The sequence below is a fragment of the Biomaibacter acetigenes genome (assembly GCF_003691585.1).
Taxonomy (GTDB): Bacteria; Bacillota; Thermosediminibacteria; order Thermosediminibacterales; family Tepidanaerobacteraceae; genus Biomaibacter; species Biomaibacter acetigenes.
This window is the reverse complement of the sequence record NZ_CP033169.1, coordinates 2220808-2239575: the sequence shown is the minus strand read 5'-3', so window position 1 is coordinate 2239575 and position 18768 is coordinate 2220808. Positions and strand designations below refer to the sequence as shown.

Below are 18768 nucleotides of genomic sequence, written 5' to 3'. Positions count from 1 at the left end.
TACCGGAGAAAAAATTATTGATTTAATGGATTGAATTATGGTGTGAATTATTTTATCATACCCCTGAAATGTCCAGGATAAGTGATAAAATTGACTTAAAACAAAGATTTCAGGGGGTATTTTTATGGAGAACGGAGCTTTTACATTTACAATGTGGCTGGGAGTTTCCAACATCATGGAGAAGAGAGGGGAGCTTTTCAGGGTAGACATGGGTCTTACCGCCGGAAGTTCTTTTTCGGTTCTTAATTTAAACATGGAGATTTTTGATGGGGTTTTTACTTTCAAACACTACAATGATGTTCTGAAGGAGCGCATAGTGAGCCCGGTGAAACAGGCATATTTCCCGGACACCTTCGGATTTGCCATAGTGGATGCGCCCGCATGTCTTCACAATGAACTAAAGGATGAGGTAAAATTAATAAAGCTGGCAGAAGCAGTATGCTATTTCAAAAATGGCGCACTGGGGCCTGGCCTTGCGATTTTACAGATGCTGGAGGCAGACCTTTCAGAAAGCCTGTTTTTAGAAAAAATGCTGCCCTCCATCCTGAGGACTAACATAGCCGCTGAATACTTCTACGGAAATTCTATAAAAGAGGCGGATGAAGGACTGGGTATCGGATTTTTTAGGATACCGGTGATGGACCCAAAGCTTATATATTCCGAATCCGAAATCGTTTTCTACATTCATCCGGCCGGTCTATGCCATGACCGGCGGTATAATTCCATAGAATTTTTGACGCCGGGTGATAAGGTAATATTTGAGCGTGAGGAGAACAATGTCCACGACCCCAATGCGGTCCACATTTATACTGAAAAAGGGATCGACCTGGGATATATCCCTAGATGCATAGCTTCAATAATAAATTTCAATATGAGAAGGCGAAGCCGGTATGAAGCCTTGATTTCACTGGTGCTGCCCGATACTTTTTACCACGACCAGAGGATTGCCATCCAGGCCAGGCTAATATCGGAAAAACCCGTTATCTGATGGGCGAAACTTGAACCATCAGCCATGCCTGTATAAAACTCCATATCCACCGGCGGGAAAGTGCCAGTCTATGTTACCGTGAGGGCAGCCATATGGACACGCTCCGCATTCCACACATCGGGCGTAAATCACCTGGATATCCTGTGTGTCGCCATCCCAGTAGAAAACCCTTGTGGGGCAATAGTAGGTGCAGGGCTTGTTTTCACATCGCTCTCTGCAAAGGCGGGGTTCTTTAATGGAAATATGAGATGCCCCGTCGATTTTTATTTCCACGAAATCCAGAGGATTTTCTGTAGTTTTCAAGAAATTACCCATTTAAAACACTCCCCAGTGGAGATACCCATGATATATATCGGATATTGTTTTTGGAAGGGGCTGCATATTCTTAAGTTCTCCAATAATCTTGTCGAATTTCATACTGAAAGGAAGTAAATCTACCGTAAAATATTCATAGGCGGTGTCATTGGCGGCTTTGGACAGGAGAAAGTCCGCATCGGGATGCTGTTCGTAGTATTTTTTCGCTCCTTTGCTGGCTTTCATGTCTTTCATAAAAAAGCTGGTTTTGACTTTTTTATCATAAGTGGTGAGCATTTCCTCAGAGAAATTCTGGGCTGCTTTGGCCTGGGCTGCGGTTTCTCCGGCAAACCTTCCCGTCAGCATAGCCAGGTCTGTTCCCCGGCGGCCGCTTATCATAATGGCCGCATCGCCGGTCACCAGTATCCCGGAAGCAGAAAGCTGGGGGATTTGCTCATAGCCGCCCTTGGGAATGGTATGAGCCTGAAATTCCACAGTTTTGGCGCCTTCAATGAGTCTTTTGACCAGAGGATGCTGTTTTAGCCTCTCCATCAATAAATATGGATTTAAACCCTTATCGATGATCTGGTTTAAATATACTCCGACCAATATGGAAATACTGTCTTTATTTGTGAAAATGGCGCCCTTGCCAATAGCGCCGGAGGCAGGGTAGCCTACCATACCGATGCTGGCCCCTTCATTCTTTTCCAGGTTGAATCTCTCTTCAATTTTTTCTGAGGGCAGTTCAAGTGTTTCCTTTACATAAAGGGTCAAATCATCAGGGGTTACCTTTTCTCTGAGACCTGCTTTTCTACCAGATTGCCGCTAACTCCTTCAGCCAATATCACTATATCGGAATAAATCCTGTCACCGCTTTCCAGCACCACTCCGGAGGTTTTACTGCCCATAATCCCGGTTTTTTCATAAAAAAGGTCTTTTACAAGGGTATTTGTAATAAGGCGTGCTCCAGCTTGTACGGCTTTATTGGCGAACCATCGGTCAAATTTGGCTCTGATGACGGTAAATTTATTATACGGGGGTTTTGCAAATTTAAGCCCTGTAAAGCCTATCTTTACGGCGGAATCGGTATCCATCAGCCACAATTCATCGGACACTATAGGCCGCTCTAGAGGGGCTTCTTCCCAGAAGGCGGGAACTAAAAGTTCTGTGGGCTGGCGGTAAACAGCCCCTCCAAAGACGTTCTTTGCCCCGGCATATTCTCCCCGTTCCACAAGCAAAACCGACATATTGTTTTGGGCCATGGTGAGAGCGGCAGCGCTTCCGGCCGGACCGGCACCCACAACTATGGCATCATATCTATCATTGCCCATAATGACACCTCATATAAAGTTAAAGTGATTATTTAAAAAGCAGTCCGCAAAGGACTGCTTTTTTACTGGGGATTGTACCAGCCCCGCTGATTCATGGCATCAAAGATCATCTTGGCGTGCTGCTGTTCTTCATCCTGTATCTGACGAAGGGCATTTCTCACGGATTCATTGGCGGATTCCATAATGGCTGTTTCATAGTGGCCGGATACGTATTTTTCCGTCATTAACATGTCGTTGAGCATATCCTTGTCGGCGGTGGTTCCCATGGCTTTTTGCTGAACAGGCATATTATCCCTCCTATTATGTCACAGAGTATTGTGTGTAGAATGGTTAAAATTAGTGACTGGTAGTAGCTTGAACTCCACCCTGCTGCAGGAGTTTTGTCAGGGTATCAACATGCTGCTGTTCCCTATTGGCAATATTTTTAAACATAGAGGCTATTTCGGTATCCTGGACCTGGCTCGCATAATTGTTGTACTTCATGACGCAAATTCTCTCATGACTTATGGCATCCTGCAGTTGAAGTTTTTCCTTTTGAGTCAGCTGCAATATAATCACCTCCAGATATAATTAATACCGTTATTATTGTTTCCTACAAACATTTTACTATTCTCATGGTAGAAATTGACAAAAGTGCCTCGCCTTGTTTCGACTTAAAAAAATTTGTCGGGTAAATAATAATATTGTCTACGAAAAACAAAGGAAGGGATTATTTCATGAAAATAGTAAAAAATGTAGGAAGGCTTGATAGCTATATTAGATTGACACTGGGGTTTTCCATGCTGGGTTTTGGAATAGCCAGAAAGTCTGACCTGCTTATCCTGCTGGGCGCAGGAAAAATAGCCGAGGGCATTACAAGATTTTGCCCAATGCTTTATATTTTCGGGATTACCACCATAGATAACAGGATAGAGTACCTGGAGAAAAGACCATTGATTGAAACCACCGATCAGGAACAGCCGGAAATGGCACCGCAGGAATAATGTAAAAACCAAAAACGTGTTCAGGCAAAAAAGAATATGGTATAATTATAGCAACAATGTGCACATGCTGTTTCAAAATTCGGGGGGCAGAAAAAATGGAATTAAAATATAAGATCTGGCTGGAAAAAAATGGAGAGCAGGTGTTTGGAGATGGCATATACCGGATCCTCGTCCTCGTAAACCGGCACGGTTCCATAAACCAGGCTGCCCAGATAGAAAAGATGTCCTACAGGCAGGCCTGGGGCAAGATAAAACAGATTGAAGACCGGTTAAAGGTCAAGCTTTTGGAGAGACACAAAGGAGGGGAATCTGGAGGAGGGGCAACCCTTACCCCGCAGGGTAAAATGCTGGTGGAAGCATATGGAAAGCTTAATGAAGACATGGAAAGGCTTCTTGAAACTGTTTCCAAAAGGTTGGATGAGATCTTGGGAAACTTTAAGGATTGAATATTTTGATGCGAATGGGTGATTTGAATGCGGGAGGTTTATCTTGACAACAGTGCCACCACAAAGGTGTTGGACAGGGTGGCACAAACAATGTACGATGTAATGACAAAATACTACGGCAACCCATCTTCCCTTCACCGCAAGGGAATAGAGGCAGAAAAACTGATACGGAAGGCCAGAGAAATCATTGCGCAGGCTCTGGGGGTAAAGCCCGGGGAGATTTATTTCACTTCGGGAGGCACCGAGTCTAACAACCTGGCCATAAAAGGAGCGGCATACAGTATGAGGAGGCTGGGAAACCACCTCATCACCACAGCCATAGAACATCCTTCGGTGCTGGATACCTTCAAGCAGCTGGAGAAAGAGGGATTTTGCGTTACATATCTCAGCGCGGATGGGGAAGGATTTGTAGATACCGGGGCCCTGCAAAAGGCTTTAAGGCCTGATACCATTCTGGTAAGCATCATGTATGTGAACAACGAGGTGGGCTCCATACAGCCCATTGAAGAAGCCGCTGCTTGCATTCACCAGAATAAAAACACCCTTTTCCACGTGGATGCAGTGCAGGCCTTCGGGAAAATACCGCTGGTGCCGGGGCTTAAGGGAATTGATATGTTATCCATAAGCGGGCATAAAATATACGGCCCAAAAGGAATTGGAGCCTTATTTGTGAAGGAAAAGGTGAGGATAAACCCTCTTTTCAATGGTGGTGGGCAGGAACAGAACATAAGGTCCGGTACCGAGAACATGCCGGGTATTGTAGGCCTGGGTACCGCGGTGGAAGAAGCTTTTGAGAACCTGTCTTCCTGGAGGAAAATCATGAGGGATTTAAAGAAAAGGCTTAAAGATAGGATACTGCAGGAGATTCCCGATACAGTTCTAAACGGTCCAGATACCGATATGAATGGTTCCGGCTCAAGTTCCGATACCATAAATGAAGCTCCGCATATCCTCAACATATCCTTTTTAGGCACCAGAGGCGAAATCTTGCTGCATACCCTGGAGTCCCACGGCATATATGTATCCACCGGTTCCGCCTGTTCTTCCCATAAGGAGGGGAGGAGCCATGTGCTTTCCGCCATGGGAAAAAGTCCTGAAGAAATCGATGGAGCCATACGATTCAGCCTTTCGCCATTTTTATCGATGGAGGATATAGACTACACGGTAGAGGTTCTCAAAAAAGAGGTAGCGGAGATAAGAAAATTTGTACGGAGGTAGGAAATGGAAAATTTATACCTGATAAGCTTTGGAGAAATTGCGCTCAAGGGCGAGAACCGACCCTTTTTTGAAAGAATTTTAATACAGAAAATTAAGCAGGCTTTACGGAACTTTGAAAACATCAGGGTTCAAAAGACTCACGGCAGAATTTACTGTTTAGTAGATGGACCGCGGGAAGAGGTTATAGACCGTTTAAAAAAGGTTTTCGGTATCGTCGCCATAAGCCCAGCTCATGAGTGTGAGCTGAACATGGATTCTATAAAGGCTACCGCTCTTTCGGTGATGAAGGAAACCGATTACCGGGGCAAGACCTTCAAGGTGGAAACCCGCAGGCCCAACAAATCTTTTCCCCTGAAATCCCCAGATGTGAGCCGGGAGGTGGGGGCGCACCTATTAACGAATCTGGAAGGCTTGAAGGTCGATGTCCACCATCCCGATATCGAGGTGGAGGTGGAAATAAGGGAAAGAGGTTTTGTATACTGCGAGAGAATCCCCGGCCCAGGGGGATTGCCTCTGGGATGCAACGGCAGGGCGGTGCTGCTTTTGTCAGGAGGTATCGATAGCCCCGTAGCCGGATACATGATGATGAAGCGTGGCGTAGAGATTGAACCTGTGTATTTTCACAGCTTCCCCTTTACCAGCGACAGGGCCAGGGAAAAGGTCATAGATCTGTGCAAGGTCCTGGCCGAGTACTCCGGCAGGATGAGGCTCCATGTGGTGAACTTTACCGATGTCTTGAAAGAGCTTGGCGAAAAAGGTCCCGATGAACTTCTTACTATCCTCATGCGCAGGATGATGGTGAGGATTTCCCAGGAAATAGCGGCCCGGGTTGGGGCAAAAGCCCTAATAACCGGCGAGAGCGTGGGGCAGGTGGCAAGTCAAACTATGGAAGCATTAATCGCCACCAACGAAGTGGCCAAAATGCCGGTATTCCGACCGGTCATAGGATTTGATAAGGTGGAGATCATGGACCTTGCTAAAAAAATAGGTACCTACGACATTTCTATAGAGCCCTATGCAGACTGCTGCACCGTTTTCGTGCCCGAGCACCCCAAGACCCGACCGGAACTTGAAGGAGTGCATGAAGCGGAGGAAAAGTTTGATATAGAGGAATTGACTAAGACTGGGCTAAGGGATGTAGAAGTAATCGAAGTTGTATGATTAAAACATATAAAAATTATGAGTCGTATATTGCATACATTACATAAACCATGATATAATGTATATAGGGGTGATTAGCATGAAAAGTATGGCATCGAGTAGAATGATTCGAAAGCAGGTATATATAAATAAATATCAGAATGAACAATTAAAAAGGATATCACAACATAAAAAAATTTCCGAAGCACAAATAATAAGGATGGCGGTAGATCAATATATTAAAGAAAATGAATCGGCTATTAGTAATCCACTATATGGTTTAATCGGTTTGTGCAAGAAATCAAAGAGGCCTTCCGATGTGGCGATTAATCATGATAAATATTAATGTAATATTTTTACAGAGAGAGCACGATCAAAAAATTTACGAAACTTTGGTGAAATATAACGACCAAGACCTTTCTTATGTTGATGCATCTTCATTTATTATCATGAGAGATTTAAATATAAAAAAGGTTTTTGGGTTTGATAAGCATTTTCGAGTTGGAGGCTTCTATCTCGTTCCGGAAGGGGTATGAATACCATAGGGCTTTATGGGAAATATAACTAAATATCATCTTGTGCAGGAGAGCTGGAAATTTCTAAACACTGTTTCTAATATATATAATAATATTTCTAAAAATAAGAAGGTCTTTTTCCACAGCGGCAGCAGCCGCTTTTTTTGATTTTAAATGTTTTCCCCGTTGACGCTATTACGGAAGGCATATTATAATGTTTCTAAATATTAAAATCCTCGAGATCACAGAAAACAGCGGAAAGACAAAAAATTACGGGTACAATTCTTGCAATAAAAAGATACAAAAGCCTGATTTTGACATATCGGCGAATCTGGAGGGATAAAATTGCGTGTATTACACCATCCCATCCTGGGAGATGAAACCAGGGTGTGTAATGCCACTATCACGGTGGATGGCAAGCAAATCCCCGCTATTGAAGGTGAGCCCATTGCGGCGGCGCTTCTTGCGGCGGGTATCAAAAAATTCCGGGAGACGCCCAAACATCATAAGCCCCGGGGCATCTTTTGCGCCATCGGAAGATGTACCGACTGTATAATGACCGTGGACGGCATCCCTAATGTTAGGACATGCGTCACTCCCGTTCGAGATGGCATGGTCATAAAAACCCAGAAAGGACTGGGAGAATGGAGAGATGCCCGATGAATACTACCGAGATAGCAATTATAGGGGCAGGACCCGCAGGGCTTTCCTGCGCGGTGGAAGCCGCCAGGGCCGGGGTAAAAGTTACGGTTCTCGATGAGAATCTAAAACCCGGGGGCCAGCTTTTTAAGCAGATCCACAAGTTTTTTGGATCCCGAGAACACAAGGCGGGCATAAGAGGATTCCGCATAGGAGAGCAGCTCTTGGAAGAAACCGAGAAACTTGGTGTGGAAGTGCTTTTAAATTCCACGGTCTACGGGTTGTATGAGGATAAACTCATTGCCTATATAAAGGACGGCAGAGATCATACATTGAAGGCAAAGAAGATAGTCATAGCCACCGGGGCATCGGAAAACGCCCTGGCCTTTCCGGGATGCACCCTGCCCGGCGTCATGGGAGCAGGAGCCGCCCAGACCATGATTAACGTAAACAGGGTGCTGCCGGGGCAGAAGATTATTATGGTGGGTTCCGGAAATGTGGGACTCATAGTTTCATACCAGCTCATGCAGGCCGGGGCCGATGTGGTGGCCCTCATAGAGGCTGCGCCCAAAATAGGTGGATACGGGGTTCATGCAGCCAAGATACGGAGGGCTGGAGTTCCAATCTTTGTATCAACAACCATTAAAGAAGTGCTGGGAGAAGAAAAGGTTGAAGGTGTCATTACCGTGGAGCTGGATGAAAAGTGGAAACCGGTGGATGGCACAGAAAAGCAGTTCGAGGCCGACACCGTATGCCTGGCGGTGGGGCTCTCACCTCTTACCGAACTTGCCTGGATGGCCGGTTGTGAATTTACCTATATTCCTGCACTGGGAGGTCATGTACCCATCCATGACAGAAATATGGAAACCACTCTGACAGGAATATATGTGGCCGGGGATATCACCGGAGTGGAGGAAGCCTCATCGGCCATGGAGGAGGGGCGACTGGCCGGGGTGGCCTGCGCCGAAAGTCTTGGGTATTATGATGAACAAAAAGCAGCGGAATTGAAAGAAGAGATCTGGGAAAGGCTCGATGCCCTGAGGACAGGCCCCTTCGGAGAAGGAAGATTTTCGGCCAAATTAAAACAGCTAAATGCAAGGAGGTTGCTGGCATGACCCAAAAAACCGGTGTGCTATACCAGGGATACCCTTCGGAGCAGGAACTTTCCGGAGCTCCGGGCGTTCCTTCCGATGAGCGCATCAAAAAGGGGCCTGTAGCCTTTATAGAGTGCGTTCAGGAGATTCCCTGCAATCCATGTGAGGAGGCATGCCCTTACGGAGCCATAACCGTTGGCAAGCCCATAACTAATCTGCCCAAACTGGATGAAGAAAAGTGCATCGGGTGCGGCACATGTATAGCCGCATGTCCCGGTCTTGCTATATTTATGCTGAATGGATCAAAGCAAAAGGCTGAAGTGAGCTTTCCGTACGAGTATTATCCGCTTCCTCAAAAGGGTGATGTGGTGGACTGTGTTGACCGGGAAGGCAAACTTGTGGTAAAGGGTACGGTGCTCCGGGTGGTAAAATCCCCCAGGTATGATGCCACGGCTGTACTAACGGTGGAAGTGCCCATGAAATATATAAAAATTGTTCGCAGCATAAAAAGGCTGGGGAGGTCCTGAAAATGAAAGAAGAATATATTTGCCGGTGTGAGGAAATAACACGGGAAGAGATAGAAAAGGCCATCGCTGACGGAGCTACCACCCTTTCGGGGATAAAGAAGAGGACGAGGGCCGGCATGGGTCTCTGCCAGGGTAGGACCTGCCGACGGCTTATCACGCAAATGCTGTCTAAAGTGAAGGACCCGGCGGAGATAACACCGCCCACATCCAGACCTCCGGTAAGGGCTATTAAAATCGGGGAGATAGTGGAGGGAGAAGACGATTGAAAAAAACAGCGGAGATCGTAGTAATAGGCGGAGGCGTCATAGGCACCTCCATAGCCTATTTTCTTTCAAAAAGAGGCAAAAAAGTGGTGCTGGTAGAAAGAGAAGACCTGGCTTCGGGTTCCTCAGGCGCCTGTGACATAGACATAATTCTCCAGTCCAAAAACCCTGGCATTCACCTGAAGCTTGCCATGGCCAGCGCCGAGCTTTATAAAAGCCTGTCCCAGGAATTGGATTTTGACATTGAATACGAGAATACCGGTGGTATGATACTCATAGAAGATGAAGAGCAATTGAAGGTAATGAAAGAATTTGTGAAAAAACAGAAGGCCATAGGGCTTCAGGTTGATTTGCTGGATTTTAAGGAAGCTTCAAAACTTCAAAAGGGCCTTGCTCCTCATCTGGTAGGAGCAACATACAGTCCGCAGGATGCCCATGTAAATCCCATGAGTCTCTGTATTGGTTTTGCGCAGGCCGCCGCAAAGCTTGGAGCCGAAATATCCCTGGATACGGCCATAGTTGACATTAAAACAGCAAAAGGCAGGGTAAAATCTGTTGTGACAAACAGGGGAGAGATTGAGACGGAGACAGTTGTTAATGCTGCGGGCGTGTTTGCGCCGGAGATCTGCGCCATGGTTGGGATGAGCGTGCCCATAAAGCCCCGCCGTGGGCAGATAATAGTCACCGAACCGGTACCGAAGCTGGTTATGGGAGACGTGCTCTGTGCCAAATACATCGTAGCAAAATACAATCCAAAGCTGCTGGAGGGCTCCGATGATCCCGAAACCCGCCTCGGAGTTGGGTTATCTTTGAGCCAGACCAGAAACGGCAACATACTTATCGGCGGCTGCCGGGAGTTTGTGGGATACAACTGGAGTACCACCTATGAAGCCTTAACCACCATATTAAAACATGCTACAAGGCTGGTGCCGGCTTTAAAGGAAATCCATGCCATCAGGTCCTTTGCGGGCCTCCGGCCGTATACGCCGGACGGTTTGCCCCTTCTGGGCCCTGTGGAGGGTATAGAGGGCTTCATCATGGCAGCGGGTCATGAAGGTGATGGAATAGCCTTGTCGCCTATTACAGGCAAGATCATTTCCGATATAATATTGGAGGGCAAGACATTTATAGATATAGCACCTTTGAGCCCGGGAAGGTTCGGCAACACGGAGAAAATAAAGGCTGTATCATGAGGAGGCATTCGGGTGATAGTAAAAGGCGGCAGGACCAATTATGGGGAAGCCATAGGTATCCTCATGCTGGATACAAAGTTCCCCAGGATTCCCGGTGATATTGGAAACGCCCTCACTTTCGATTTTCCGGTAAAATATAAGAAAGTAAAAGGAGCCACATCTCAGAGGGTGGTCCGGGAGGCGGACCCATCACTCATAGCCCCCTTTATAGAGGCTGCAAGAGAACTGGAAGAGGAAGGAGTATCAGCCATCACTACCAGCTGCGGCTTTCTTGCCATATTCCACGAGTATCTGGCTGATGCTGTCAGCATCCCTGTATTTACATCCAGTCTCCTTCAGGTGCCCATCGTCTTTAGGATGCTGAAAAAAGGACAAAAAGTGGGTATCATGACCGCCAGCAAGCCCCACCTCACAGAACTTCACTTTAAAGGTGCAGGCATAAAGGATATACCTCTGGTCATATACGGCATGGAAGAACAGGAAGAATTTCCAGCAGTATTTTTGGATCAAAAAGAAACTCTAGATATAGAAAAGGCTGAGAGTGAAATGGTGCAAGTGGCGACGAAGATGGTTAGTGAAAATCCTGATGTGGGAGCCATAGTCTTTGAATGCACCAACATGCCCCCCTTCCGAAAGGCAGTCCAACAAGCGGTAAACCTTCCGGTGTTTGATATAGTGACACTGATGAATTATGTGTATGATTCGGTAATCGCCTGTAGATAAGCACGTTGTTTAATAATTTTAAAAGAAAGTTAAACCATATAACAGGGTGCATCAAAACCCTGTATTTTTTATGGGATAATCCAACTTGACTAGTAAGCCGGTAAAACTGCCGTTATAACCAGGCTCTTGAGATCAAAACCAGTGAGACGGCCGTCGCAAAATTTTTTTTTTGGTTAGCAGGAATTTTAATCTTAACGTAGAATTAATATAAATATAATAATTAATTAACTTAAAAAAGTTATATTTTGGAGGCATTATATTGAAGATCGATGCTGAAACCCGACTGGTAGGAGTAATCGGCAACCCGATAAGCCATTCACTTTCACCGGTGATGCATAATGCGGCTTTTGATGCTCTTGCCTTAAATTACATTTATATGGCTTTTCAGGTCGAAAAAGATGATTTAGAAGAAGCCGTAAAGGGTATCAGGGCTCTTGGCCTTGCGGGTATCAATGTCACCATTCCCCATAAGACCTGCGTGATTCCTTTTCTTGATGAACTTTCTCCCGAAGCCGAAATGATAGGTGCAGTAAATACTATTTTTAATAGGAACGGAAAGCTGATAGGATACAACACTGATGGATACGGATTTGAAATGGCATTACAGGAACAGGCGGGGATTTGTTTAAAAGATAAAAATGTTTTTATCATCGGGGCTGGTGGAGCTGCCCATGCCATAGCCGGACAATCCGTTTTGTCCGGAGCATCGTCGGTGACATTAACCAATCGAACATTTGAAAAAGCAAAGTCACTAATGGAATTTTTGAATAGATCATCATGCCGCTGCAATCAGAATGCAGGTAAAATAATACCGTGGGACAAAGATGCGTGGCGGAGTATTCTTCCACATTCAGATATTATTGTCAACACCACAAGCATTGGTATGAAGGGACAGGGAAATCTTGCTTTGGATATACCCTGGGATAGTATTAAAAAAGATGCGGTATTTTTCGATGCGGTATATACACCCATGGAAACATTATTTTTAAAAGAAGCAAAAAGACTCGGCTACAAAGTAGTAAGCGGGTTATATATGCTGATTTATCAGGGAGCAAGAGCTTTCGAACTATGGACAGGTAAAAGACCGCCCATTGAAGTCATGGAAAAAGCCGTATTGACATATTTTGCAAGAAAAGGTGAACAGGATGCAGAAAAGACCCGGGAATAGTAAGTACGTTAAAAAACTAAATCGGATGACTGTTTTGAATATAATAAAAGAACGCGAACCTATCTCCCGCCAGCAATTGGCAAAGATAACTGGTTTGACACCACCGGCAATAACTCAAATAATAAGAGAACTAATAGATATGGGTTTCGTGAAAGAGGTGGGATTGGAGAAATCCTGTGGCGGCAGAAGGCCTGTACAGTTGCAATTTAACCCGGAAGCGGGCTTTGTTATAGGGATAGAAGTAACCAGGCATGAGACTACACTGGGTATAGCGGATTTAAAAAACGACCCTACAGATATCCAGACTTTTGAACTGGACATGACAGAACCTGAAACCGGCATTCCTCAGTTAGTAGATACTATAAAACAGATTATAAATCATAATGAAAATTATCGCGATAAAAATTTTTTAGGGCTGGGAGTTGCTTTTCCGGGGCTCTTAAATATTAAAGAAGGTATAGTTAAACGCTCCATAAATCTTGGACCAAAATGGAATGGATTCCCTGTAAAAAGTGCCATCGAAAAAGAAATCGGCCTTCCGGTCTATATAGAAAACAATTCCAATGCATCTGCCCTGGCAGAAAGGTGGTTCGGAGGAGGGACCGAATACAAAGACCTTGTTTATATAAATCTTGGAGAAGGTATCAGCGCCGGTATCATCATGGACGACCGGATACTACAGGGGTTTCAGGGTCATGCCGGTGAGATCGGCCACATTGTCATTGTAGAAGGCGGCCCCCTGTGCAACTGCGGTAATCGGGGGTGTCTTGAAAGCATATGCGGAATCCCTGCACTGGTCAGGAAAGCCAATTCTGAAATGCCGTTAATAAAGGAAGAGGACCCCCTCAAGGAGATATGGAAAATTAAGGGGAAAATTTCTATAAATGACATATTAAAATCGGCTTCCATAGAAGGAACCTATTCCAATGAGTTAATCAAACAAATGGGGAAATATATAGGCCTTGCGGTGGCAGATGTGATAAACCTTTATAACCCCGGAGTGGTCTTCATTGGTGGCAAGATGGCGGCAGCCGCAGCAGCATTTATAGACATTTTGAAACAGACAGTTGATTCACATGCTTTTCCTGAAATAGCGGGCTCTACAGATATAAAACTTTCGGCCCTTGACGGAAACTCCGGGGTGATAGGAGCCTGCGCCCTGGCATTGAGGGAATTGCTAAAACCAAATTCTAATATTTTAGACGATGTTCAGCCAATATTAGATAAACAGGAAGCAAGGGAAGATTTCATCTAAAGATTTTTGATTTTTATTTAGATAATGATTTCAGAGGGGGGGTGAAAAAACGGGTTATTTTTTCCTATAATTAATTAATTAAATTAAAAAATTTAAAATCCAGGGAGGAGTTTTTGTGTCGTTCTTTCGTTCAAAAAAAGTAGTTTTGCTGACATGTGTAGTATTATTGTTATTTGCACTGGTTGGCTGCGGACAGCAAGCAGGAAACACTCAATCCAGCAATCAGCAACAGTCCAGTCAACAGCAATCTCAGCAAGAAAGTAAACCTCAGGAACAAATGGTTTTAAAACTAGCTGAAAACCAACCTGAAGACTATCCTACCACTATTGGCGATAAAGAGTTCGCCAAAATTGTCGAGGAAAAGACCAATGGGCGGATAAAGATAGAAGTGTATGCGGGCGGACAGCTTGGCGATGAGAAGAGTGTAATTGAGGCGGTCCAGATGGGTGGTATTGATTTTGCAAGAGTAAATGCCCAGCCGTTATCAGATTTCGCAAAACCCCTGCGTGTTCTTTCGCTTCCATACCTTTTCGATAACAGAGAACACTTGTGGAAAGTTCTGGATGGACCTATTGGGGATGAAATACTCGATACTCTCAAGGATGCCAGTATGATAGGCCTTGCTTACTATGATTCCGGAGCTAGAAGTTTCTATAACAGTAAACATGAGGTCAAAACTCCGGCAGATCTAAAAGGTCTAAAGATAAGGGTCCAGCAGTCAGAGCTAATGGTGGGACTTGTAGAAGCTCTGGGTGCGTCTCCTACGCCGATGGCATATGGCGAGGTTTACAGCGGCCTTCAGACAGGCGTTATAGACGGGGCGGAAAATAACTGGCCCAGCTATTATTCCACATCACACTATGAAGTGGCAAAATATTATACTCTGGATTATCATACGATGACCCCCGAAGTTGTAATAGCGTCAAAAGCCCTTTGGGATAAATTGAGCGATGAAGATAAAAAGATAATCAAAGAAGCTGCGAGAGCTTCGGAAGAAACTCAGAAAAAAGCCTGGCAGGAATATGAAAAGAAGTCCATTGAAGCTGTTAAAGCCAAAGGCAATGTGATTACAGAAGTGAAGGATTTAAAACCCTGGCAGGATGCAGTAAAACCATTGTATGACAAGTTCGGTGCAGATTACAAGGACCTTATAGAAAAGATAAAGGCAGCAAAATAAGTATATAAAATGCAAGAGGGAGTTATTTGACTCCCTCTTGCTGAACTCATAACGGGGGAGGGAAGATTTTTGAAAAAATTAGAAAGATATTTCAACAGTTTTATCGAGGTTTTCAGTATGAGTTTGCTTGTACTTATGACTTTGATAGTTTCATGGGTGGTCTTTTCCCGTTACTTTCTTCATAAAACTCCGGCATGGGGGGAAGAAGGAGCTCTGCTTTGCATGGTGTGGTTTGGATTTTTGAGTATGGCATTGGGGGTAAGAGACGACCTTCACTTGAGAATAACCATATTGGATCAATTTTTGTCTGATAAGACAAAAAACTTTCTAAACTGGATAAGCAGGATCCTGATCATTGGTTTTGCCATATTTATGATTACCGAAGGCATTAAAATGAGCAAGGTGGCTACGGGCAATTATATGCCCGGCATTAAATTAAATTCTGCTTTTTTATATGCCGCAGTACCTCTGGCAGGAATTGCAATGATCTACTATATTATTCAGGCATCCATCAAAGAGATTAAAAGAACAGGGGAGGGAAATAAGTGAATACAACAGCCATTACTCTTTTATTGGGTAGCTTTGCATGCCTGATAATATTAAGAGTACCAATAGCCTTTTCATTGGGCATATCTTCTGTTATTACCGCTGCCTATCTTCATGTGCCGCTTGCCATGATGGCCCAGGCAATGGTTAGAGGTATTAATTCCTTCTCATTGCTGGCAATTCCGTTTTTTATTCTAGCAGGAGAAATCATGGGGGAAGGCGGTATTTCTCAACGCTTGATCACTTTTTCCAATGTAATAGTCGGAAGAATCAGAGGTGGCCTGGCCCTTGTAAATGTTCTGGCAAGCATGTTTTTCGGCGGAATTTCGGGTTCTTCGGTAGCCGATACCTCTTCCATAGGGTCCATTCTGATCCCCATGATGAAGAAAAAAGGTTATGATGATGATTATTCGGTAGCTGTCACTATAACAGGTTCAACCCAGGGAATATTAATACCACCCAGCCACAATATGATAATATATTCACTGGTGGCAGGCGGGGTTTCAGTAGGAAGGCTGTTTTTAGCGGGAATGATACCGGGGATTGTGCTGGGGCTTGCACTTATGCTGCTTTCTTATATCATAGCCGTGAGAAGAGGTTATCCCGCCGGTGAACCGGCATCTTTAAAGACTGCACTGATCGCCACAAAGGATGCGGCATTGGGGCTTCTCACTGCTGTTATAGTTGTAGGCGGTGTAATAACCGGATTTTACACGGCCACTGAAGCGGCGGCGGTAGCGGCGGTATATGCCTTTATTGTTACCTTTTTTATATACAGGGATATACCATTATCAAAAATGAGTTTGATACTTATGAAGAGTTTAAAGACCCTCGCTATCGTTATGGCGTTAATTGCCACTTCCAATGCCTTCGGATGGCTGCTGGCATATCTAAAAGTGCCGGCGCTGGCTACAAAAGCTTTGCTATCGATTTCCTCGAATAAGTATGTGGTTTTATTTGTAATAAATATTTTGTTGCTTTTCCTGGGCTGCATCATGGATATGGCTCCGCTAATTTTGATCACTACGCCTATACTCTTGCCGGTGGCTTTACAACTCGGTGTGGACCCGGTTCACTTTGGGATAATAATGATGTTAAACCTTGCTATAGGTCTTTTAACTCCTCCGGTCGGTAGCACCTTATTCGTGGGATGTGCCATAGGAAATATATCCATAGAAAAGCTGTCCAGGTCCATGATACCCTTTTACCTTACTATGATTATTGTTTTGTTGTTTATAACCTATGTACCTCAAATAGTGATGTTCATGCCTGATCTTTTAATGGGGAAATAAAATTAGAATTGTTGAGAAGGTGATTTTTTGGTCTGGTCGAAGCACGAATATGAGTTAAAACTTGGAAGGATTCGCAGTTTGATGCAAAAGGAAGGCATCGAAGATCTCTTGATTACCACCCAGGTAAACTTCCTGTGGCTCACCGGAGGAAGACCATACGTCAATATGATGTCTGAAAAATCCTGCGGAGCTTTACTTGTGACATCAGAAGAGGTCTTTCTTGTTTCCAGCAACATTGAAGCGGCAAGATTGATAAATGAAGAATTGAGTGGATTGTCTCTGAAAAAAGTAGAATACCCCTGGTGGGAACCCGGGGCAATGGATGAAAAATTAAAGGAACTGGCAGGGGGAAAAAAAGTTGTTCTGGATGTTGACCTTGGCTTGAAATTTAATGTGCTCAGGTGGGACCTGTTGCCGGAAGAGCATCAAAGGTTTAAAGATACCGGGAAATGTGTGGCAAAAATACTGGAAGAGGTAGCTTTAAAGATAAAACCGGGAGACAGCGAGCTGGACGTAGCTGGATGTATTAAAAAAATTTCGGTTTCCTATGGAGTAAATCCGCAGGTTAATCTGGTGGCGGCTGATGACAGGGCATTTTACTACCGCCATCCCATTCCCACCGAAAAGAAAATAGAAAAGTATGTGCTCATGGCCATTTCCGGAGAAAAACATGGCCTTGTGGCATCGGCCACCCGGCTGGTGCATTTCGGCAAGGTGCCAGAGGATTTAAAAAAGAGGCATGAGGCCGTGCTAAAAATCGATACAGCCTTTATAAGAGCTACAGTGCCAGGAGTCAGAGTAAAAGACATTTTCGAGAAGGGCAAAAAGGCTTATGAATCTGTAGGATTTTCCGATGAGTGGAAGAACCACCATCAGGGCGGTATGGCTGGGTATAACTCCCGGGAATTCAGGGCTACAACTTGTAGTGAGGAAATAGTAGAAGAAGGCCAGGTCTATGCATGGAATCCCACCATCGCTGGTGTAAAATCCGAAGACACAATTCTGGTGAAAAATGATGGGCCGGTAATCCTGACTGGCTCCGAGAATTTTCCGATGGTGGAAGTGGAATTTGAAGGGCTTTGCTTTAAAAGGCACGATATACTGGTAAGGTAATTGCTCAATATGTTGAGATGGAAACTATTTAAATTGGAGGCATTCAAATTGAGTTACCTTTATACTTTTAAAGATCAGAAGGGTTTAAGAGAAGTAATAAAACCAGGAGATGTCACGAAATATATCGGCCTTGGCATATTAACCCTTGAGGCCGGCGAAAGTTATAAAACAAAGACTTACGATAAGGAAGTTGTCCTGGTGATTTTATCAGGAAAGGCCAATTTAAAAGTTGACGATGTAAAATATGAAAATCTAGGGGAAAGGAAAGATGTATTCTCAGGCAGGGCTACTGCGGTTTATATTCCCCGGGAAAGTTTTTATGAGGTTATTGAGGCCCAGGGCGACAAATTGGAAATTGCCGTGCTTTCTGCTGTAGCTGAAAAGAAATTTAAGCCCTTTGTGGTAAAACCTGAAGACGTAGTGGTAAATCACCGGGGGGTTCCAGGCTATCAAAGGGATGTGCACGATATAATCGTTGATAATGGTGAAGGACGAGTAGATAGGATAGTAGTGGGTGAAACTTTCTCATATCCAGGGGAATGGTCCAGTTACCCATCTCACAAACATGACGCCTATAATCCCCCTGAGGAAACCATGATGGAAGAAATTTATTTCTTTAAAGTGAATCCCCCGGAAGGCTTTGGGGTACAGGTTATGTATAATGATGACCTGTCTCTTAGGGATGCATACATCATAAAAGACAAAGATGCGGTGGCAATTCCCGAAGGTTACCATCCAGTGGCATCAGCTCCGGGATTTGCGGTTTACTATCTCTGGGTAATGGCGGGACCTCATGGAAGAAAACTCACACCTAAAGATGATCAAAAGCTGGTAAAGGCAATGAAGAAATAACTATTGCTTTA

Annotated in this window: 24 protein-coding genes; 19 read left to right on the top strand and 5 right to left on the bottom strand. The window is 44.5% G+C overall.

All coding sequences use genetic code 11. From position 1 onward, the window contains the following. The first annotated feature begins 124 nt into the window (after positions 1-124). Positions 125-988, top strand: coding sequence for an HIRAN domain-containing protein (locus D2962_RS11475; RefSeq protein WP_120766207.1), 864 nt, complete (start codon positions 125-127; stop codon positions 986-988). Between the two features lie 18 nt (positions 989-1006). On the opposite strand, the gene D2962_RS11470 is transcribed toward D2962_RS11475, so the two are convergent. From D2962_RS11470 to D2962_RS11455, 5 genes are all read right to left on the bottom strand, one after another. Then, positions 1007-1303 (bottom strand): ferredoxin family protein, encoded by a 297-nt coding sequence (locus tag D2962_RS11470; RefSeq protein WP_120766208.1) that lies wholly within the window; start codon positions 1301-1303, stop codon positions 1007-1009. Next, positions 1304-2056 (bottom strand): hypothetical protein, encoded by a 753-nt coding sequence (locus D2962_RS18115; RefSeq protein ID WP_222927519.1) that lies wholly within the window; start codon positions 2054-2056, stop codon positions 1304-1306. An 11-nt stretch (positions 2057-2067) separates the two neighbouring features. After that, on the bottom strand, positions 2068-2613 hold the full coding sequence (locus tag D2962_RS18110; RefSeq protein WP_222927518.1) for an FAD-dependent oxidoreductase: 546 nt from the start codon (positions 2611-2613) through the stop codon (positions 2068-2070). Between the two features lie 62 nt (positions 2614-2675). Further along, positions 2676-2900 (bottom strand): spore coat protein, encoded by a 225-nt coding sequence (locus tag D2962_RS11460; protein ID WP_120766210.1) that lies wholly within the window; start codon positions 2898-2900, stop codon positions 2676-2678. A 49-nt stretch (positions 2901-2949) separates the two neighbouring features. Continuing rightward, positions 2950-3162 carry a ferritin-like domain-containing protein gene (locus tag D2962_RS11455; protein WP_120766211.1) on the bottom strand — a complete coding sequence of 71 codons (213 nt, stop codon included), beginning with the start codon at positions 3160-3162 and terminating at the stop codon, positions 2950-2952. A 167-nt stretch (positions 3163-3329) separates the two neighbouring features. On the opposite strand from D2962_RS11455, the gene D2962_RS11450 reads away from it, so the two are divergent. The 18 genes from D2962_RS11450 to iolB all read left to right on the top strand — a co-directional run bounded on the left by D2962_RS11450 (position 3330) and on the right by iolB (position 18757). Beyond that, positions 3330-3596 carry a YgaP family membrane protein gene (locus D2962_RS11450; RefSeq protein WP_222927517.1) on the top strand — a complete coding sequence of 89 codons (267 nt, stop codon included), beginning with the start codon at positions 3330-3332 and terminating at the stop codon, positions 3594-3596. A gap of 95 nt (positions 3597-3691) precedes the next feature. Beyond that, positions 3692-4042, top strand: coding sequence for a winged helix-turn-helix domain-containing protein (locus tag D2962_RS11445; protein ID WP_120766212.1), 351 nt, complete (start codon positions 3692-3694; stop codon positions 4040-4042). 27 nt (positions 4043-4069) lie between these two features. After that, positions 4070-5260, top strand: coding sequence for a cysteine desulfurase family protein (locus tag D2962_RS11440; protein ID WP_122015043.1), 1191 nt, complete (start codon positions 4070-4072; stop codon positions 5258-5260). A gap of 3 nt (positions 5261-5263) precedes the next feature. Continuing rightward, complete coding sequence (thiI, locus tag D2962_RS11435; RefSeq protein WP_122015042.1) at positions 5264-6421, top strand: tRNA uracil 4-sulfurtransferase ThiI; 1158 nt, start codon at positions 5264-5266, stop codon at positions 6419-6421. 79 nt (positions 6422-6500) lie between these two features. Then, the gene (locus D2962_RS11430) at positions 6501-6746 is read left to right on the top strand and encodes a hypothetical protein (protein ID WP_122015041.1); all 246 of its coding nucleotides are present in this window, start codon (positions 6501-6503) and stop codon (positions 6744-6746) included. 514 nt (positions 6747-7260) lie between these two features. Beyond that, entirely contained in the window at positions 7261-7578 is a 318-nt protein-coding gene (locus D2962_RS11420; RefSeq protein ID WP_120766217.1) for a (2Fe-2S)-binding protein, read from the top strand. Beyond that, entirely contained in the window at positions 7575-8669 is a 1095-nt protein-coding gene (locus D2962_RS11415; RefSeq protein WP_120766218.1) for an NAD(P)/FAD-dependent oxidoreductase, read from the top strand. Before D2962_RS11420 ends, D2962_RS11415 begins: the two co-directional genes overlap by 4 nt. Next, positions 8666-9175, top strand: coding sequence for a 4Fe-4S binding protein (locus D2962_RS11410; protein ID WP_122015040.1), 510 nt, complete (start codon positions 8666-8668; stop codon positions 9173-9175). Before D2962_RS11415 ends, D2962_RS11410 begins: the two co-directional genes overlap by 4 nt. Before the next feature lie 2 nt (positions 9176-9177). Next, entirely contained in the window at positions 9178-9441 is a 264-nt protein-coding gene (locus tag D2962_RS11405) for a (2Fe-2S)-binding protein (RefSeq protein ID WP_120766220.1), read from the top strand. Then, a complete protein-coding gene (locus D2962_RS11400) occupies positions 9438-10631 on the top strand; it encodes an NAD(P)/FAD-dependent oxidoreductase (protein ID WP_122015039.1) in 1194 nt (397 codons plus the stop codon). Before D2962_RS11405 ends, D2962_RS11400 begins: the two co-directional genes overlap by 4 nt. A 12-nt stretch (positions 10632-10643) precedes the next feature. Then, complete coding sequence (locus D2962_RS11395) at positions 10644-11354, top strand: aspartate/glutamate racemase family protein (protein ID WP_122015038.1); 711 nt, start codon at positions 10644-10646, stop codon at positions 11352-11354. Positions 11355-11613: 259 nt separating this feature from the next. Beyond that, a complete protein-coding gene (locus D2962_RS11390; protein ID WP_162991202.1) occupies positions 11614-12522 on the top strand; it encodes a shikimate dehydrogenase in 909 nt (302 codons plus the stop codon). Continuing rightward, the gene (locus D2962_RS11385) at positions 12500-13777 is read left to right on the top strand and encodes an ROK family transcriptional regulator (RefSeq protein WP_120766224.1); all 1278 of its coding nucleotides are present in this window, start codon (positions 12500-12502) and stop codon (positions 13775-13777) included. Before D2962_RS11390 ends, D2962_RS11385 begins: the two co-directional genes overlap by 23 nt. Positions 13778-13892: 115 nt before the next feature. Then, positions 13893-14954 carry a TRAP transporter substrate-binding protein gene (locus D2962_RS11380; protein ID WP_122015036.1) on the top strand — a complete coding sequence of 354 codons (1062 nt, stop codon included), beginning with the start codon at positions 13893-13895 and terminating at the stop codon, positions 14952-14954. Between the two features lie 69 nt (positions 14955-15023). Continuing rightward, positions 15024-15503 (top strand): TRAP transporter small permease, encoded by a 480-nt coding sequence (locus tag D2962_RS11375; protein WP_222927516.1) that lies wholly within the window; start codon positions 15024-15026, stop codon positions 15501-15503. Then, complete coding sequence (locus D2962_RS11370; RefSeq protein ID WP_122015035.1) at positions 15500-16792, top strand: TRAP transporter large permease; 1293 nt, start codon at positions 15500-15502, stop codon at positions 16790-16792. The genes D2962_RS11375 and D2962_RS11370 overlap by 4 nt, the downstream gene beginning before the upstream one ends. 27 nt (positions 16793-16819) lie before the next feature. Continuing rightward, positions 16820-17905 (top strand): M24 family metallopeptidase, encoded by a 1086-nt coding sequence (locus tag D2962_RS11365; protein ID WP_122015034.1) that lies wholly within the window; start codon positions 16820-16822, stop codon positions 17903-17905. 48 nt (positions 17906-17953) lie between these two features. Beyond that, positions 17954-18757, top strand: a complete 804-nt coding sequence (iolB, locus tag D2962_RS11360; RefSeq protein WP_122015033.1) for a 5-deoxy-glucuronate isomerase — start codon at positions 17954-17956, stop codon at positions 18755-18757. Positions 18758-18768 lie beyond the last annotated feature (11 nt).

Bases quoted from the DNA above. Each gene is read 5' to 3' on its own strand.
- D2962_RS11445 (WP_120766212.1), top strand. From the start codon at position 3,692: ATGGAATTAAAATATAAGATCTGGCTGGAAAAAAATGGAGAGCAGGTG.
- thiI (WP_122015042.1), top strand. From the start codon at position 5,264: ATGGAAAATTTATACCTGATAAGCTTTGGAGAAATTGCGCTCAAGGGC.
- D2962_RS11405 (WP_120766220.1), top strand. From the start codon at position 9,178: ATGAAAGAAGAATATATTTGCCGGTGTGAGGAAATAACACGGGAAGAG.
- D2962_RS11450 (WP_222927517.1), top strand. From the start codon at position 3,330: ATGAAAATAGTAAAAAATGTAGGAAGGCTTGATAGCTATATTAGATTG.
- D2962_RS11475 (WP_120766207.1), top strand. From the start codon at position 125: ATGGAGAACGGAGCTTTTACATTTACAATGTGGCTGGGAGTTTCCAAC.
- D2962_RS11415 (WP_120766218.1), top strand. From the start codon at position 7,575: ATGAATACTACCGAGATAGCAATTATAGGGGCAGGACCCGCAGGGCTT.
- D2962_RS11430 (WP_122015041.1), top strand. From the start codon at position 6,501: ATGAAAAGTATGGCATCGAGTAGAATGATTCGAAAGCAGGTATATATA.
- D2962_RS11470 (WP_120766208.1), bottom strand. From the start codon at position 1,303: ATGGGTAATTTCTTGAAAACTACAGAAAATCCTCTGGATTTCGTGGAA.
- D2962_RS11460 (WP_120766210.1), bottom strand. From the start codon at position 2,900: ATGCCTGTTCAGCAAAAAGCCATGGGAACCACCGCCGACAAGGATATG.
- D2962_RS11410 (WP_122015040.1), top strand. From the start codon at position 8,666: ATGACCCAAAAAACCGGTGTGCTATACCAGGGATACCCTTCGGAGCAG.
- D2962_RS11440 (WP_122015043.1), top strand. From the start codon at position 4,070: ATGCGGGAGGTTTATCTTGACAACAGTGCCACCACAAAGGTGTTGGAC.
- D2962_RS11385 (WP_120766224.1), top strand. From the start codon at position 12,500: ATGCAGAAAAGACCCGGGAATAGTAAGTACGTTAAAAAACTAAATCGG.
- D2962_RS18110 (WP_222927518.1), bottom strand. From the start codon at position 2,613: ATGGGCAATGATAGATATGATGCCATAGTTGTGGGTGCCGGTCCGGCC.